This window comes from Citrobacter sp. Cm046 (assembly GCF_030333065.1).
Lineage (GTDB): Bacteria > Pseudomonadota > Gammaproteobacteria > Enterobacterales > Enterobacteriaceae > Citrobacter > Citrobacter murliniae.
Genome location: NZ_JAOWGP010000040.1, coordinates 127,452 through 145,205 on the forward strand (window position 1 = coordinate 127,452; position 17,754 = coordinate 145,205).

Consider the following 17,754-nt stretch of genomic DNA (forward strand, 5'->3'; position numbering starts at 1 on the left):
TTATAGATTAATACTGATTAAACATCGTCTGGATCTGTTGCGGATCTTTGGTTTGCGTCAACGCCAGTTGCAACAGCACACGTGCTTTTTGCGGGTTCAGCGAACCTGAAGCGACAAATCCGTATTTCGCATCATCGATTTCAGCATCCTGCGTGGTGGCACCTGTCGGTACACGGGAAGAACGCACAACCACGGTACCTTTATGCGCGGCAGTCGCCAGGGTATCGAAAATCGTTTTATACAGGTTACCGTTACCTACACCCGCACTGACGATCCCTGCATAACCTGCGTCTACCAGCGCTTTTGCCGGCAGATCAGAAGCATTAGCGTAGTTGTAGATAATCCCCACTTTCGGCAGTTCTGTCAGCTTAGACACATCGAACGGCGTAGAAGTAGTGTGCTTACGGGCAGGCGTACGCTGGTAGTCAATTTTGCCGTTATGGATGTATCCCAGCGGGCCGTAGTTAACGGATTTGAAGGTAGCAACATCAGTGGTATTGGTTTTGGTCACATCACGACCATCCAGTACGGTGTCGTTCATCACCACCAGCACGCCACGGTTTGCAGAGGCTTTATCTGCCGCCGTTACCACCGCGTTATACAGGTTAAACGGACCATCGGCGCTCATTGAAGTAGATGGACGCATTGCACCTACCAGTACCACCGGTTTGTTGCATTTGACTGTCAGGTCGAGGAAATATGCGGTTTCTTCCATGGTGTCCGTACCATGCGTGACTACGAAACCGTCGGTTTTATCACATTCGGCATTGATCTTCTTCGCCAGCGTTAACCAGACTTCGTCGTTCATATCCTGGGAACCGATATTCACAACCTGCTCGCCTTTGACCACAGCGATATCTTTCAGTTGCGGCACCGCATCTACCAGATTTTCTACACCGACTTTGCCTGCCGTGTAGTTGGATTTTGTTGCGGAATCACCACCGCCAGCAATCGTTCCGCCAGTGGCTAAAATGGTGATGTTAGGTAATGCCAGCGCCGCGCCGCTGAATCCCATAACCAGTGCAGCAAGTGCCGTTTTCCTGAAAAACTCCATGTTATTTCTCCAGTTACTTGAATTTGCCGCATTATGTCTATCTCACAGATGAATAATGTGACATTGTCCAATTAACCAGATTTATATTTCCATGAAATTGTCGTTCTTAGAGGTGGATATCAAAATAACAGGAAAATACAAAATAAAACGGCACAGAATGTTTCTGTACCGTTAAAGAGAAGTGAATGTTATTTCAGACCGTTAACTAATGCCTTACGGTCATCTTCCAGCGTTACGACGCGCGCGCAAACATCTTTGCCAAACTGCTGGAAATCTTGTTCCTGATTCTTCCATTCGTTCTGGATTGACGTTTGCAAGCCGCCGAGGCTACCGAGCACGCCCTGCAACGGGTTACCGCCGCCTTTGAGCACGGCTTTCGCTCCCATTTCGTTAATGCTGTCTTGCAAAATGCCGCCCATCGCCTGGTTCACCAGCTGTTGCCCGTCAGCGCGGACCTGATCTATCGCCTTATAATGGAAGGTCAGACCGTCGGAGCGATGCTCGATTATCCGGTTCATCTGCTCTTTCAACTGAGCATCAAGCTTGGTTAAACGACCGCGCATATTACTGCTTTCGCCCACTTCTTTGGCGATGATTTTATCCAGTGCCACGCGACCTTTCTCAACGCGCGCTCTGGCACCTTCGTCAATCCACGGCAGACTGCTACGCAACGCCGCCTGATAATCTTTCGCCTGCTCACGCTGCGCAGCGCTCAGGGTGTATTGTTTACCGTTGAAGGTGACATTGCCGGTCGGCGTAATAACCAGATCGCCGTTTTCACCTTTCACCTGCACCGTTTGCGGACTTAAAATCACATCGTCTCGTGGAGTGACGCTGCACTTGTAATCAGCATGTGCGGCCATCGCCGTGAACGTTAGGAGTGCCGCCAGCAGCGTTTTGCGCATCATATCTATCCCTCAATACAAATCGGGCCGGCATTTGCCGACCCTTTGCTACTTAGTCCCACCAAACATCGAAAAGTTCGCTGGTACGCACGTCTTCAAGTTTATGCTCTTCCAGCCACTTACGGACAATCGCCTGATGTTCTTCAGTACATTTGCCAATTTCCTGCAGGCAGATCAGACCTTCCCAGGCCAGATAGCCGCTGCCGTCAAAGGCCAGTTTGTTCGGCTCGATAACTTCATTGATAAGGTCATCAACGATTTTATCAACCTGCTCTTCAGATGTGCCTTCCGGGAAACGCCATGCAACCGAAAATCCTAATTCCTGGAATTCGTCGATATGCATTTTTTTACGCAGACGACGGCTACGGTTCTTTGCCATTATTTCACCCTCTCGAACATTAAGTCCCATACGCCATGGCCAAGACGATGACCACGTTGTTCAAATTTGGTTACCGGGCGCGATTCCGGGCGCGGTACATAATCGTTACTCTCTGACTGGTTTTTATATCCGTCAATGGAGGACATCACTTCAAGCATGTGTTCCGCATAGGCTTCCCAGTCGGTAGCCATGTGGAAAACGCCGCCCAGTTTCAGCTTGCTTTTAACAAGCTCAGCAAATGGTACCTGAACGATACGGCGTTTATTATGACGTGCTTTATGCCACGGGTCAGGGAAAAAGAGCTGAACCATTGATAAAGAATTGTCAGGAATCATTTTGTGCAGTACTTCAACGGCATCATGGCACATCACGCGCAGGTTCTCGACACCCTCTTCATGAGCGGAAGCCAGACACGCGCCGACGCCCGGAGAGTGCACTTCAATGCCGAGGAAATTCTGTTCCGGACGAGCTTTAGCCATAGCCACCAGCGAAGCGCCCATACCAAAACCAATCTCAAGTGTCACTGGCGCTTCACGGCCAAACAGCGCGGCAAAATCCACAGGCTCTTCGCTAAACTCAACGCCCATCACCGGCCAGTAGTTTTCCAGCGCGTGTTCCTGCCCTTTGGTCAGTCGCCCCTGGCGACGAACAAAACTACGAATCCGGCGCAGAGGGCGGCCGTTTTCATCAAATTCCGGTGAAATGACGTCGTTCTTCATAAAAGTTTAGTCTGCTGTGTTTGAGTTCTGAAAACGGGCATTATCCAAAGTTAGTTGCCGGATGCAAGTAAAGGAAGAAAGTGAGCAGCGGAAAGTTCCGGTTTACACCCCGTTGCCGCTGTGCTGCAATCTTGCCCCCAGTCATTATGAAACGGTAACCATGCAAGCGTCTCAATTTTCAGCTCAGGTGTTGGGCTGGTACGACAAATACGGACGGAAAACGCTGCCCTGGCAAATTGACAAGACGCCTTACAAAGTATGGCTCTCTGAGGTCATGCTGCAACAAACGCAGGTTGCGACAGTTATTCCTTATTTTGATCGCTTTATGGCGCGCTTCCCGACGGTTACTGACTTAGCACAGGCACCGCTGGATGAGGTCCTTCATTTATGGACCGGTCTGGGTTATTACGCCCGTGCTCGTAATCTCCATAAAGCCGCTCAGCAGGTAGTGACGCTACACGGCGGAACGTTTCCGCAAACCTTTGATGAAGTAGCAGCCCTGCCAGGCGTCGGGCGTTCTACCGCTGGCGCGATCCTTTCGCTTTCTCTGGGTCAGCATTTTCCGATTCTCGACGGCAACGTTAAACGCGTGCTGGCTCGATGTTATGCTGTCAGCGGTTGGCCAGGTAAAAAAGAGGTCGAGAAAAAGCTCTGGGATTTGAGCGAACAGGTTACGCCAGCTAAAGGCGTTGAGCGGTTTAATCAGGCAATGATGGATTTAGGAGCGATGGTCTGTACGCGTTCGAAGCCCAAATGTTCCCTGTGCCCGCTAGAAAATGGCTGTGTGGCTAGTGCCAACACAAGCTGGTCACTTTACCCCGGTAAAAAACCCAGACAGACATTACCAGAACGTACAGGCTATTTTTTACTGGTGCAGCATAATGATCAGGTATTGCTTGCGCAGCGCCCACCAAGCGGTTTATGGGGCGGATTGTACTGTTTTCCGCAGTTTGAAGATGAAGATGGGCTACGTCAGTGGCTGGCGCAACGGCACATTAACGCAGATAATCTGACTCAACTTAATGCGTTTCGCCACACCTTTAGCCATTTCCATTTAGATATTGTGCCTATGTGGCTTCCCGTGTCTTCATTCACCTCATGCATGGATGAAGGCAATGCGCTCTGGTATAACTTAGCGCAACCGCCGTCGGTAGGACTGGCGGCTCCCGTGGAGCGTTTGTTACAGCAATTACGTACCGGTACGCATGTTTAACGTGTCGGTTAATAGAGAGGATTTTTTATGAGCAGAACGATTTTTTGTACTTTCCTGCAACGCGGTGCAGAAGGTCAGGATTTTCAGCTGTACCCAGGCGATCTGGGAAAACGCATTTACAACGAGATTTCGAAAGAAGCGTGGGCACAGTGGCAGCATAAGCAAACCATGCTGATTAACGAAAAGAAACTGAATATGATGAACGTCGAACACCGTAAGCTGCTGGAACAGGAAATGATTAACTTCCTGTTTGAAGGTAAGGACGTGCATATTGAAGGCTATACGCCGGAAGATAAAAAATAAGCATCTCTTGCTGACAATCTCGTAGGCCGGATAAGGTGCTCACACCACCCTCCGGCAAAACGATACAACAACAAACACAACACGCACTCCCGGAATGATGAAAAAATTTCTCGCGCTTGCCGTTATTGCGCCGTTGCTCATCTCCTGTTCCAGTTCGACCAAAAAAGGCGATACCTATAACGAAGCCTGGGTCAAGGATACCAACGGTTTTGATATTCTGATGGGGCAATTTGCTCATAACATTGAGAATTTGTGGGGATTCAAGGAAGTACTGATTGCGGGTCCGAAAGACTACGTAAAGTATACCGATCAGTATCAAACCCGCAGCCACATCAACTTTGATGACGGTACGATAACCGTTGAGACCATCGCCGGGACAGATCCCGCCGGACACCTGCGTCGGGCGATCATCAAGACATTGCTAATGGGCGATGATCCCGGATCTATCGATCTCTATTCCGATGTCGATGATATCAAGATTTCCAAAGAGCCGTTCCTGTATGGGCAGGTGGTTGATAATACCGGTCAGCCCATTCGCTGGGAGGGGCGTGCAACAAACTTCGCGAATTACCTGCTACAAACGCGACTTAAGAGCCGCAGCAACGGCCTGCGCATCATCTATAGCGTGACGATCAATCTGGTGCCAAACCACCTTGATAAGCGAGCACATAAATATATCGGCATGGTACGGCAGGCATCGCGGAAGTACGGTGTCGACGAATCGCTGATTCTGGCAATCATGCAGACCGAATCGTCCTTTAACCCGTATGCTGTCAGCCATGCCGATGCGTTGGGGTTAATGCAGGTGGTACAACACAGCGCCGGGAAAGATGTATTCCGCTCTCAGGGGCGTTCGGGTACGCCAAGCCGCAGCTTCCTGTTTGATCCGGCCAGTAACATCGACACAGGTACAGCCTATCTGGCGATGCTCAACAATGTCTATTTGGGCGGTATTGATAATCCGACCTCGCGCCGCTATGCGGTGATCACCGCCTATAACGGCGGGGCGGGTAGCGTGCTGCGCGTTTTCTCCAGCGATAAGATTCAGGCCGCAAATATTATCAACAGCATGTCCCCGGGGGATGTTTATCAAACCCTGACCACGCGACATCCATCCGCAGAATCACGTCGTTATCTTTACAAGGTTAATTCCGCACAGAAAACCTATCGTCGACGTTAACATCGTCCTCTCCTGACACCTCCGCTAACGGATGTCAGGAGAGCAAAAGTGTTAACTCCGTCACTCTTTTACCTTGCAATTAGAAATTGTTTGCAAATATTTGTCACAGCTAACAAAAAAAGAGTGTCTCTCATTGATAGAATCACATCATATTGCAACGGCAAATGTGCCTTTTAAAACATTCATCCGCATTACGGTGTGAGGAAATTAACATGAATCTTAAGCTGCAGCTGAAAGTCCTCTCCTTTCTGCAGTTCTGCCTGTGGGGTAGTTGGCTCACGACCCTCGGCTCTTATATGTTTGTCACCCTTAAATTCGATGGTGCATCCATTGGCGCAGTGTATAGCTCCCTGGGGATTGCCGCCGTATTTATGCCAACGCTGTTAGGGATCGTGGCTGACAAATGGATCAGTGCAAAATGGGTTTATGCACTTTGCCACCTGGTCGGCGCAGGAACACTGTTCGCCGCCGCCGAGGTCACCACGCCAGGGGCTATGTTCTTTGTAATCTTGCTTAACTCACTGGCCTATATGCCAACGTTAGGGCTAATCAACACTATCTCTTACTATCGCCTGCAATCTGCCGGGATGGATATTGTCACCGACTTCCCGCCAATTCGTATCTGGGGCACCATCGGCTTTATTCTGGCCATGTGGGCGGTAAGCTTCTCTGGCTTTGAACTGAGTCATATGCAGCTTTACATCGGCGCGACATTATCCGTGGTACTGGTACTGTTTACCCTGACGCTGCCGCATATTCCGGTTGCCAATCAGCAAAAAAACCAGAGCTGGACGTCAATGCTCGGCCTGGATGCATTCGCGTTGTTTAAAAACAAGCGTATGGCTATTTTCTTCATCTTCTCAATGATGCTGGGTGCAGAGCTGCAAATTACCAATATGTTCGGCAATACCTTCCTGCACAGCTTCGATAACAACCCACTGTTCTCCGGTAGCTTTATCGTTGAACACGCCTCGGTGATGATGTCGATTTCGCAGATTTCTGAAACCCTGTTTATCCTGACCATCCCGTTCTTCTTAAGCCGTTACGGTATCAAGAACGTCATGCTTATCAGTATCGTCGCGTGGATGCTACGCTTCGGTCTGTTTGCTTACGGCGATCCGACTCCGTTCGGTACCGTGCTGCTGGTTCTGTCGATGATTGTTTACGGTTGTGCTTTCGACTTCTTCAACATCTCGGGTTCCGTATTTGTGGAAAAAGAAGTGCGACCTGAAATTCGCGCCAGCGCACAGGGTATGTTCCTGATGATGACCAACGGCTTCGGCTGTATTCTGGGCGGTCTGGTGAGCGGTAAAGTGGTTGAGTACTATACACTGAATGGTATTACTGACTGGCAGACCGTGTGGCTGATCTTCGCAGGTTATTCACTGGTTCTGGCGTTCGCTTTCGTGGCACTGTTTAAATACAAACACGTTCGCGTACCGGCTGGCTCCCAACCCGTCGCGCATTAATCTTCATTTATTGGAAAAGGTCACCTGTCGGTGACCTTTTTTTTGCCGGATGGCGCTTACTTCAAGACGTAGCCAAACAGACGCTTAATTCCGTCAGCATCGGTCTCGCTGTAGACCCCTTGCAGCTCCGGCGAGAATCCTGGGAGCAGGTTAACGCCCTCTTCCAGCGCCAGAAAATAACGCTGAACCGCCCCACCCCATACTTCTCCCGGTACCACGCACAGTACACCAGGAGGATAAGGCAGCGCACCTTCTGCCGCAATGCGACCCGCGGCATCACAAATACGCACCAGCTCAACGTCACCACGGATAAAGGCACTGTGGGCGTCCTGCGGATTCATCGCCACGACCGGCAAACTCTCCTGACGGAACATCGCCTTTTGTAGATCCTTCACATCAAAGCTGACGTACAGATCGTGCATCTCCTGGCACAGCTCACGCAGCGTGTAATCCCGATAGCGTACCGGGTATTTGTTGGTGATGGTAGGCAGCACATCAGCTAACGGCGTGTCGTCCTCAATATGCTGTTCAAACTGCGCCAGCATAGCCACCAGTTGCGCCATTTTCTCTGCGCTTTCTGCAGGCGTCAGCAGGAACAGAATTGAGTTGAGGTCGCATTTCTCCGGCACGATGCCATTTTCACGCAGGTAATGCGCCAGAATCGTCGCCGGGATGCCGAACTCGGTATATTGCCCGGTCTGCGCATCAATGCCAGGAGTGGTCAGCAACAGTTTGCAGGGATCGACAAAATACTGGTCGCACGCGTAACCGGAAAAACCATGCCATTTCGCGCCCGGTTCAAAGCTAAAGAAGCGACGCTCGCTGGCGATGGTTTTCGTCGGATAGGTTTCCCACGGTTTGCCATCGATCACGGGGGGAATAAAGGGCTGGAGCAGCTTACAGTGGGCAATGATAGCTTTACGTGCCTCAATCCCCATCTCCACGCATTCTGCCCACAAACGACGCCCGCTCCCTCCTTCATGGATTTTAGCGTTAACATCCAGCGCGGCAAATAACGGATAAAACGGGCTTGTAGAGGCATGCAGCATAAACGCGTTGTTCAGACGTTTGTGCGGGCAGAAACGCGCCTGACCACGAATATGGTTATCTTTTTTGTGGATCTGCGAGGTTTGCGAGAACCCGGCCTGCTGCTTATGCACCGACTGGGTAACAAAAATCCCCGGATCGTTAGCATTAAGCTCCAGCAACAACGGCGATCCATCGGCCATCATCGGAATAAACTGCTCGTATCCGACCCAGGCAGAATCAAACAGGATGTAATCACACAGACTGCCAATCTTGTCGATCACCTGCCGGGCGTTGTAGATCGTCCCGTCATACGTGCCAAGCTGAATAATTGCCAGACGGAACGGGCGCGGCTGTTCGGCCTTTTGCGGTGCAACCTCCCGGATCTGCTGGCGCAAATATTCCTCATCAAAACAGTGCTCATCAATACCACCAATAAAGCCAAACGGATTGCGTGCCGCCTCCAGATAAACCGGCGTGGCTCCAGCCTGAATCAGAGCACCATGATGGTTCGACTTGTGGTTATTACGGTCAAATAGCACCAGATCGCCACGCGTCAGTAACGCATTAGTCACCACTTTATTTGCAGCCGATGTGCCATTCAGAACAAAGTAGGTTTTATCCGCATGGAAAACTTTAGCGGCAAATTTTTGCGCATGTTTGGCCGACCCTTCATGGATGAGCAGATCGCCCAGTTTGACGTCAGCATTGCACATATCCGCACGAAACAGATTTTCGCCAAAAAACTCGTAGAAATGACGACCCGCTGGATGCTTCTTGAAAAACTCGCCATGCTGATGTCCCGGGCAGGCAAAGGTGCTGTTCCCCATTTCAACATACTGAGTCAACGTGTCATAAAACGGCGGCAACAGCTCTTCCTCATAACGACAGGCTGCGGACTCAAGCTCCAGCCAGTCCTGTGCATTACCGCGAATAATTGCCTCAACGCCTGCAGGTACACCCACATCAGTCTCTGAAAAAATAAACACGGGCAAATGAAAACCTGTGCGTTTAAGCAACGAAAGGATCCCACTGCGGCTGTCCGCAACAGTAATGACGACTGCCGCAACATCAGTAAAATCGGTACTGTCCAGCGACACCACCTGACGATGGGTAGACAGGCGAGAGACCAGTTCACCACTGGCGGCAATATTCATTGATTTCATAAGCGCAAAAACCCGTTTCGGGAAAGTCAAAAGCCCCGGGCAAAGCTGCATTGCTTCGCCCTACGAAATGACAGGTCAAACTGGTAACCAGCCCCGACCGCCAGACATCAGTAAAAGCAGATAGCCTCTGATTTTACTGTTATCCTGCAGTGAGCGTGCGTTGCCGTCACCGCATAGTGGGAGAGTGAAAAAATATCGCAGGAAGGGGCAATCTTCGCGCATAAAGGCGATGTTGAAGGCGATGTAGGGGGAATATATTCATCCCAGGCAGCCCCGTCAGACAGGAGAAAATTCGCGCAATTTTGGCACCTTTAACTATCAGGCGCAAGACAAAATCCTATGCATATATCTTGCAGATAAACACCCATTTTTCCGATCGATAGCGTCATAATAATGCAATCTGAAAACATAAACACACCCGGGCCATTGCCTTTAGCATCAAGACGATAACGGGTAATCAGGAGCGAATGTGGTAATCGGACCTTTTATTAATGCCAGCGCCATTTTATGTGGCGGTGTTCTCGGCACACTACTCAGCCAGCATTTACCAGAACGTATTCGAGTCTCAATGACCTCTATTTTCGGGCTGGCCTCTCTGGGTATTGGGATTTTACTGGTAATTAAGTGCGCCAATCTGCCAGTCATGGTTCTGGCAACGCTGGTCGGCGCGTTAATCGGCGAGATTTGTTATCTGGAAAAAGGGATTAACGCTGCTGTAGCTAAAGCACAACAGGTTTTCACCAGATCAGATGTAAATGCAACGCATGAGTCTTTTATCCAAAGCTATGTAGCAATCATTGTGCTTTTTTGCGCCAGCGGTACCGGGATCTTTGGGGCGATGCATGAAGGGATGACTGGCGACCCTAATATTTTAATCGCTAAGTCTTTTCTCGATTTCTTCACCGCCGCCATCTTCGCCTGCTCGCTGGGTATTGCGGTATCAGCCATTTGCGTGCCGGTGCTGGCAATCCAGTTAACTCTGGTCACCTGTGCTGCGTTGATTTTGCCACTGACAACGCCTGCAATGATGGCCGATTTTAGCGCTGTAGGCGGATTATTGCTGCTGGCAACCGGCTTACGCATTTGTGGAATCAAAATGTTCGCGGTCGTTAATATGCTTCCCGCTCTGCTACTGGCAATGCCGCTTTCCGCTGCATGGACTGCATTTTTTGCCTGAGAATGCGTGCAATACCAGCAATCTGGTGATAGATTGTGCAGTCTGCATTGAATTGAAGAAATTTCGTTGACGAAACGAAGCGAATCGGTTTTAATGCGCCTCGTTGCCCGGATAGCTCAGTCGGTAGAGCAGGGGATTGAAAATCCCCGTGTCCTTGGTTCGATTCCGAGTCCGGGCACCAAATTCATATCAACGGACCTCCACGGAGGTCCGTTTTTGCATTCTAAGCCCGCCAAAAGCAACACTTCTACAATCCCTTAACTCCACCCAGCTCAATCAACTTCAACCCGCATCAAGTCCCTTGCGAGGGTATAACTGAGGGTATAGTCTGATTCGATAAAATTTATACCCTTTTTACTATCAGGAGATACCGCCAATGGCGCTCACTGACGCTAAAATCCGTGCAGCTAAACCGGATGATAAACCTTATAAACTTGCCGACAGCGGCAACATGTTTTTGCTTGTTCACCCTAACGGCTCGCGCTACTGGCGGCTCCGATACCGATTTCTGGGCAAAGAGAAAACACTTGCTCTGGGCGTCTATCCTGAAGTCTCGTTATCAGAAGCAAGGGAAAAACGCGATACTGCGAGGAAGCTGATAGCTGAGGGAACTGACCCTTGCGAACAGAAACGGATCAAAAAATCTGTACCCGAAACAGCTCAGACATTTGAAGGCATCGCAAGACAGTGGCATAAGAGCAATAAAAAATGGTCGGATTCTCATAGCGAGAAAATACTGAAAAGCCTGGAGACACATGTGTTTCCCTTTATTGGCTCACGTGACATTACCACCCTCAGGACTCCCGATTTACTTGTTCCCGTTAAAGCAGCCGAAGCTAAAGAGATTTATGAGATTGCAGCCCGCCTTCAGCAGCGTATCACTGCAATCATGCGCTATGCTGCTCAGTCAGGCATTATCAGTTATAACCCTGCCGTAGATATGGCTGGTGCTTTAACGACGGTGAAACGCCAGCATCGCCCTGCCCTCGCCTTAAATCGTATTTCAGAGCTACTTGAACGGCTGGATGCCTACAGAGGACAACCTCTCACCCGACTGGCAACTAAACTTACCCTGCTTATCTTCATCCGTTCCAGTGAGCTTCGCTTTGCCAGGTGGTCTGAGATCGACTTCAGGAAAGCCATGTGGACCATTCCTCCAGAGCGGAAACCGATTGAAGGGGTGAAGTATTCCTATCGTGGCTCAAAAATGCGGACAGAGCATTTGGTGCCACTCTCGACTCAGGCGCTGGAGATTCTGAAAGAGATCCACACCATCAGCGGGGAATATGAGCTGATTTTCACTGGCGATCACAATCCGTGGAAACCCATGAGTGAAAATACGGTGAATAACGCGTTACGCCTGATGGGGTACGATACAAAGGTCGATGTCTGTGGCCACGGCTTCCGGGCAATGGCCTGTAGTTCGTTGATTGAGTCAGGGTTATGGTCGAGAGATGCTGTTGAACGCCAGATGAGCCATCAGGAACGTAATGGCGTACGTGCAGCTTACATTCATAAAGCGGAGTTTCTGGATGAACGCAGGCTCATGCTGCAGTGGTGGGGGGATTTTCTGGATGCAAACCATGAAAAGCCGGTCTCACCTTTCGATTACGCCAGACAATAATTATAATCTTTTCTCCCGGCAGAAATGCCGGGAGAATGTTTCCTTATTTTATTTTTTTCCCTGTATACCTTTATTCACAGAGGTATTGGAGGCTCACTAACACCTGACCCTGAGCTGAAATATTTTACGCAGGGACAGTGGATTACCTATACTACCCAGGTTAAAGCCTGCCACAGCAATTAATGATAAAATAAGACACGAAATAACGGGATGCCACTATGAGCTTTTTAACGGATGAAGAAATTAATGCACTGACAATAAAACGAATGATTTTCCATGTCGTTGGCGGGGAACTGGAGATCCCCGTGCTGCTCAGTGAAATATCACCGCCTGAACACGTCGATTTTTTTCTGGAGCGGATTAAATCTGCATTAAGCGGTAACATGTTCCGGTTTACGGAATTGTCCAATACAGAGCGTATTCTGCGCCTCATCAGGAACCATGCCGATACCAACACCAGTAGTTTCACCGAACAGTCCACCTTTCTTGCAAACGATTTTCAGTCTCACCATCACACCAAGAATGCCAGTATGGGGGTATTCTTTCTTTTTGAGCTTCGCACCCTCAACGATGAAAAACTGTTTGCTCTCATTAAATATGATAATGAAGATGTGGTGCGTTACGTGCTGGATGAAGAAGGAAACGAGTTTCAGGTCCCCAGACTCGAACGTTTCCGCGAAAGTTTCGTCAAGAAAGCGGAAGCCATGCAGAAAATTGCTCTGGTCCGCCTGACGGCAGATGCTCAGGGTGGACAGGTTGTCGTACGGGATCGCAGCAAACGAACCAATATCTCCGTTTATTTTGAGCGTTTTTTGCAGGTACAACGAGTCAACAGTACAACCGACCTCAGCAACAAACTGGTTGCCGCGCTTAAGGATGTCTTCAAAAAGCACCGCGACCTGCTGCCGGACGACATCAGACGCAGTGGTGTTAACAAGATTTATGAAACGTTACATCACGGGGCACAGGATTTTAATACCGATGAGCCGCTTTCCCTGCTGAACCAGATTTTTGGACCAATGGAAGAAGATCATCCACTGGTCAAATCCTTCACCCGAAAAATAAAAGACCTGGGCATTTCAGGTGAATCTTTCCGGATCGTCCCTGAGAACATCCCTAAGCCACGGAAAAGAAAACTGGAAACACTGGAAGATGTTATCGTTATCTACGATGAGGATAATGCCCCGGATATCGAAACGATGGAAGACGGGCGAAAACGTATAGTGATTGTGACTGCTGGGCTGGTGACAGATGACATCGATACTGGAAAAAATCGGTAAGGCAATTGACTGCTCACGCCGCGCATCTGATCTGGTGATCACGGAAGATCAGCAAACAACCACCCGGAAACTGTTCATTTCCGGAACCATGGATAATGACACCCTTCAGTTATGGGGAGATGTGATAGATACTGATGCTGAAAACCTTAGGATCACCTTTGTTGATGAAAGTCGGGATGATATCCACCCTGCGCAGGGTGTCCCCGGTCAGAAACACTTTATCACCATAATCAGCGATGAGATCCCCGGGATCCTGCGACTCTTCACCCTGGAAGGGTGGCGCACGTTTTTACTCCAGGATCCCAGGCTTCGTCAGTATCACCGTATCTACGCCCTGTTTGTCAATGAATCGTTTGAAACACAACAGTGGAAGGTTGTGCCATGGAAACAGATGCAGCCGGAAGAGAGCGAAACCAACGCCCCCACCCGGACAGTCTCCGCCACAAAAAGTATTATCAGGTGTTTTTCAACCGACTTTCTTCCTCCGGATACCATCACCCCCTGGATCCTGATATCCGGCGATAAAATGACCGACGAACCCATGAAGCTCTGGGCGTCGCTCGCCTGCCGGGAGTTGTTGAAGTGTTTCGCCAATGAGCTTTTTTCCGCTGAAATAAAAAAAGTCGGATTGTCCGGAAAACCGCCACGGAAAATCTCTTTCGGGGAAGAACATGAGACTCTGTCCGCCTTTGACGTCATTCAGGAAACGGCAAAATGGATTTTTCTGGAAGGGGACGAAATTGAGCTTAAACATACCTTTCTGTCCAGCGAACTGGCCAGAGAATGGCCGGAGGGTGTCACATTCTGTGAAGGCATTGTGTACCGGCTCCCCCCTGCGCTGGAGTCAGCCAGGCTGCTCTACAAGGCCCATATCCGGACGGGGGGAAAAGACACCCTGAAATCGCTGGGCGATTTGCGAAAAAACCTGACAGAGGATACCCAAAAAATTCTGCAGCAGTCGCGAGACCTGTCTTCCGCGTTGTGGAAAGATATGGCCCTGGTTATCAGCACGCTGGTTCTTCGCTACAGTCTGGAGGCTCTGAAGGCAAGTGGTCCGCAAAAAGTGTATGCCCTGGCATTTTGTGCACTGGCCCTGTATATCGCCATCTCATACGGGGTGTCGGTCTATATCAACAGGCATTCCCTTTTACTGCTGGGAAAAAACAGAACCACCTGGAGAAATAAGTTATATGGTTTTCTGGATGAACAGGATTACCAGGAGCTGGCAGGTCTTCCTGTTAATGCCGCAATGCAGTCATATCACCGGGTTGAGCGACTAACGTCGATCATAGTACTTATTCTGGTCACACTATTACTCACGGCAGCAGCGAGTGAATTCTGGTCGATCAGTATGCTCTTTCAGTCTGGCTACACCTGGGTTATGAGTGGGCTACAGTTTCTGACTCCTTCGTGGGTCCAATGCGGACCGAACGGGGTTCTTGTGTATCCTTCAGGGCTGAAATGAAGCAATCAGAGATCATACTCAGCCCTGATATCGAAGGATCAGACTGGCATGCCGTAACGAGGGGGTATTACTTAACGGTAAAACTGTCAGAAAATTAATGAAAGAGCTGGGGATTAGCAGTCTGATCCGCATAAAAAAATACCGATCATACAGAGGGTCAGAAGGTAGAACCTGCGATAACATCCTGAAGCGACAGTTTGATGCAGAGCGACCAAACGAGAAGTGGGTAACAGATGTCACTGAATTTAAAGTAAATGGTCGGAAGCTTTATTTATCACCGATAATGGATCTTTATAATGGTGAAATTATCGCTTACAACCTTGCTGCCCATCCATTGCCATCGATGGTGAATACTATGCTCACCGACGCTATGAAACTGTTGGCTAAAGCTGAACGACCACTCCTGCATAGCGATCAAGGTTGGCAATATCAGATGCCGCGATGGCAGCAATGGCTAATGAGCAATGGTATAACCCAGAGCATGTCACGTAAGGGAAATTGCCTTGATAATGCCGCAATAGAGAGCTTCTTCGGGACGTTGAAAGCTGAATGCTATTACCTTAATGAGTACAAAAGCGTGGAAGAGTTAAAACGAGACATCACCAGCTATATTGATTATTACAACAATCTGAGAATAAAAGAAAAACTTGGAGGCCTTAGTACGGTAGAATACCGACTAAGGCAAGCTGCATAGGGTTGTCCAAGATCTGGGGCGCAGACCAATAAGTAGTGGGAACCAAAGTGTCAGATATGCAGAAAAATGTAACTCCCGGCAGACGTAAAGGCTGCCCTAATTATTCTCCGGAGTTTAAGCAGCAGCTCGTTGCCGCCTCCTGCTAACCCGGGATATCCATCTCAAAACTGGCGCTTGAAAATGGCATTAACGCTAATCTGTTGTTCAAATGGCACCAGCAGTGGCGAGAGGGAAAGCTGCTATTACCTTCCTCAGAGCGTCCTCAGCTACTTCCTGTGGCTCTCGATGCCACCGCCGTACAGCCAGAACAGCCCGCTGAGAACTCAGAGCTCAGCATCAGCTGTGAAGTGAGCTTCCGGCACGGGACGCTCCGCCTCAATGGCTCTGTCAGCGCAAAACTTCTGACTCTGCTGATACAGGAACTGAAGCGATGATCCCGTTACCTTCCGGGACCAAAATCTGGCTGCTTGCCGGTATCATCGATATGCGTAATAGCTTCAACGGCCTCACCGCAAAGGTGCAGACAGCGCTCAAAGATGATCCGATGTCCGGCCACGTATTCATCTTCCGGGGCCTTAGCGGCAGTCAGGTCAAACTGCTGTGGTCAACCGGCGACGGGCTGTGCCTGCTGACCAAACGGCTGGAGCGCGGCCGCTTCGCCTGGCCGTCGGCCCGCGATGGCAAAGTGTTCCTGACGCCGGCACAACTGGCGATGCTCCTCGAGGGCATCGACTGGCGACAGCCTAAAAGGCTGCTGACATCCCTGACCATGCTGTAGTCCTCTTTATCCTGGTTGTTGCTGTATAAGCCTGGTAAAATACGGGCTTATGAACGACACCTCTTCTGACGACATCCTTCAGCTGAAACAGCGCCTTGCCGAACAGGAAGCGCTGAACCAGGCCCTGCTGGAAAAACTGGCCTCCCGTGAACGCGAAATAGACTATCTGCAGGCGCAACTGGACAAGCTCCGCCGGATGAACTTCGGCAGTCGTTCCGAAAAGGTCTCCCGCCGTATCGCGCAGATGGAAGCTGACCTGAACAAAGTAATAATGCTGCTCAGATTCAACGTGGTAATCGATATTCACTTTCGCTTTTTTAATATGCAGGTAGCGCCATGGATGTACCGGCAGAGGGCGAAGCGCGGCCTGATCCAATCTTGCGAAGGCTTCCCTGCGATTGCCGGGAATCTTTTTGAAGGGGTGCGCATTGAGGCTGGCAACCAGCGTACGGATACAGTGGTTCAGCTCCGACAGCGAGAAGAAGACCTGGTGACGTAACCGGGCCAGGAACCAGCGTTCGACGATTTGCACGCCTACCTCCGCTTTGGGTTTGTCTCTGGGCTTTCGGGGACGGGCGGGTATCACTGCAACCTGATAATGCTCAGCCAGTTGCTGGTAGGATGGATTCAGCTCGGGATCGTAACGGCAGGCCTTGTTTACCGCGCTTTTCAGATTATCCGGTACCAGTATTTCGGGTACTCCACCAAAGAACTCCAGCATCCTGACATGGCTGAGAAGCCAGTCCTGCAGTGACTGCGTCCAGGTGGCTTCAGCGAAGGTATAATTTGAGGCCCCCAGAACGGCTACGAAGATCTGTGCCTGGCGGCATTCGCCAGTTTCCGGCGAGATGACAGTAATCGTTGGCCCGCAGTAGTCGATAAAGCATTTTTCCCCGGCGATATGCTGCTGGCGCATGGAGCGCTTCTGCAACTGGCACCATGCCTGATAGCAGTAGCAGAACTGTGAGTAGCTGTATGCCCTGACAGGTACCCGCTGACAGTATTCCTCCCATAACAGATGACGGGTGACGCCTTTTTTACGCAGCTCCATGTGGATTTCAGCCCAGTCAGGATCCCCCAGTTCGCCAGGACGGCTGTCGGACTCCGGATACAGCAGACTGGCAAGCCTGCCGATTGGGTCAGGGAGTTACTGTGTAAGAAAAGTAACTTTGTCGTGACCTGCGCTCTCGCAAACAAGCTGGCTAGAATAGCCTTGGCACTTACGGCACGACAGCAAACTTACGAAACATAACGAGAATAACACTTTTAAACAATCACTTATCTGGTTTTGCGAATACTGATTATTGATGATACAAACGGCC

14 protein-coding genes, 1 tRNA gene and 4 pseudogenes are annotated in these 17,754 nt (G+C 50.0%); 13 read left to right on the plus strand and 6 right to left on the minus strand.

From position 1 onward, the window contains the following. Positions 1–7: 7 nt before the first annotated feature. The 4 genes from ansB to trmB form a co-directional block, all read right to left on the minus strand. Entirely contained in the window at positions 8–1,054 is a 1,047-nt protein-coding gene (ansB, locus tag OGX98_RS12675) for an L-asparaginase 2 (RefSeq protein ID WP_045447400.1), read from the minus strand. Between the two features lie 188 nt (positions 1,055–1,242). Continuing rightward, the gene (locus OGX98_RS12680) at positions 1,243–1,962 is read right to left on the minus strand and encodes a YggN family protein (RefSeq protein WP_045447403.1); all 720 of its coding nucleotides are present in this window, start codon (positions 1,960–1,962) and stop codon (positions 1,243–1,245) included. A 49-nt stretch (positions 1,963–2,011) separates the two neighbouring features. Then, on the minus strand, positions 2,012–2,338 hold the full coding sequence (locus OGX98_RS12685; protein WP_045447406.1) for a YggL family protein: 327 nt from the start codon (positions 2,336–2,338) through the stop codon (positions 2,012–2,014). After that, on the minus strand, positions 2,338–3,057 hold the full coding sequence (gene trmB / locus OGX98_RS12690; RefSeq protein WP_045447409.1) for a tRNA (guanosine(46)-N7)-methyltransferase TrmB: 720 nt from the start codon (positions 3,055–3,057) through the stop codon (positions 2,338–2,340). Before trmB ends, OGX98_RS12685 begins: the two co-directional genes overlap by 1 nt. A 160-nt stretch (positions 3,058–3,217) precedes the next feature. On the opposite strand from trmB, the gene mutY reads away from it, so the two are divergent. From mutY to OGX98_RS12710, 4 genes are all read left to right on the plus strand, one after another. After that, entirely contained in the window at positions 3,218–4,270 is a 1,053-nt protein-coding gene (mutY, locus tag OGX98_RS12695; RefSeq protein ID WP_286595357.1) for an A/G-specific adenine glycosylase, read from the plus strand. Positions 4,271–4,297: 27 nt separating this feature from the next. After that, a complete protein-coding gene (locus OGX98_RS12700; RefSeq protein ID WP_286595358.1) occupies positions 4,298–4,573 on the plus strand; it encodes an oxidative damage protection protein in 276 nt (91 codons plus the stop codon). Between the two features lie 94 nt (positions 4,574–4,667). Next, positions 4,668–5,753, plus strand: coding sequence for a membrane-bound lytic murein transglycosylase MltC (mltC, locus tag OGX98_RS12705; RefSeq protein WP_136345243.1), 1,086 nt, complete (start codon positions 4,668–4,670; stop codon positions 5,751–5,753). 212 nt (positions 5,754–5,965) lie between these two features. Then, complete coding sequence (locus OGX98_RS12710; RefSeq protein WP_045447421.1) at positions 5,966–7,222, plus strand: nucleoside permease; 1,257 nt, start codon at positions 5,966–5,968, stop codon at positions 7,220–7,222. Positions 7,223–7,278: 56 nt separating this feature from the next. Here OGX98_RS12710 and OGX98_RS12715 read toward each other — a convergent pair whose 3' ends face one another. Then, positions 7,279–9,414, minus strand: coding sequence for an ornithine decarboxylase (locus OGX98_RS12715; RefSeq protein WP_286595359.1), 2,136 nt, complete (start codon positions 9,412–9,414; stop codon positions 7,279–7,281). A 469-nt stretch (positions 9,415–9,883) separates the two neighbouring features. On the opposite strand from OGX98_RS12715, the gene OGX98_RS12720 reads away from it, so the two are divergent. The 8 genes and pseudogenes from OGX98_RS12720 to OGX98_RS12755 all read left to right on the plus strand — a co-directional run. Beyond that, positions 9,884–10,591, plus strand: a complete 708-nt coding sequence (locus tag OGX98_RS12720; RefSeq protein ID WP_045447429.1) for a DUF554 domain-containing protein — start codon at positions 9,884–9,886, stop codon at positions 10,589–10,591. Between the two features lie 105 nt (positions 10,592–10,696). Next, positions 10,697–10,772, plus strand: a tRNA-Phe gene (locus OGX98_RS12725). A gap of 195 nt (positions 10,773–10,967) precedes the next feature. Beyond that, entirely contained in the window at positions 10,968–12,215 is a 1,248-nt protein-coding gene (locus OGX98_RS12730; protein WP_047357843.1) for a tyrosine-type recombinase/integrase, read from the plus strand. 218 nt (positions 12,216–12,433) lie between these two features. After that, positions 12,434–13,495, plus strand: coding sequence for a nucleoid-associated protein (locus OGX98_RS12735; protein WP_047357844.1), 1,062 nt, complete (start codon positions 12,434–12,436; stop codon positions 13,493–13,495). Further along, positions 13,467–14,960 (plus strand): hypothetical protein, encoded by a 1,494-nt coding sequence (locus tag OGX98_RS12740; protein ID WP_048999018.1) that lies wholly within the window; start codon positions 13,467–13,469, stop codon positions 14,958–14,960. Before OGX98_RS12735 ends, OGX98_RS12740 begins: the two co-directional genes overlap by 29 nt. Positions 14,961–14,988: 28 nt before the next feature. Then, positions 14,989–15,654 (plus strand): annotated as a pseudogene (locus OGX98_RS12745) (IS3 family transposase); the annotation flags it as partial. A 430-nt stretch (positions 15,655–16,084) separates the two neighbouring features. Next, positions 16,085–16,432 carry an IS66 family insertion sequence element accessory protein TnpB gene (tnpB, locus tag OGX98_RS12750; RefSeq protein ID WP_047357846.1) on the plus strand — a complete coding sequence of 116 codons (348 nt, stop codon included), beginning with the start codon at positions 16,085–16,087 and terminating at the stop codon, positions 16,430–16,432. Positions 16,433–16,481: 49 nt separating this feature from the next. Next, a pseudogene (locus OGX98_RS12755) lies at positions 16,482–16,700 on the plus strand (IS66 family transposase); the annotation flags it as partial. Here OGX98_RS12755 and istA read toward each other — a convergent pair. Next, positions 16,692–17,534: pseudogene (istA, locus tag OGX98_RS12760) on the minus strand (IS21 family transposase); the annotation flags it as partial. The pseudogenes OGX98_RS12755 and istA overlap by 9 nt on opposite strands. A gap of 12 nt (positions 17,535–17,546) precedes the next feature. Here istA and OGX98_RS12765 point away from each other — a divergent pair. Continuing rightward, positions 17,547–17,684, plus strand: a pseudogene (locus OGX98_RS12765) (hypothetical protein); the annotation flags it as partial. Positions 17,685–17,754 lie beyond the last annotated feature (70 nt).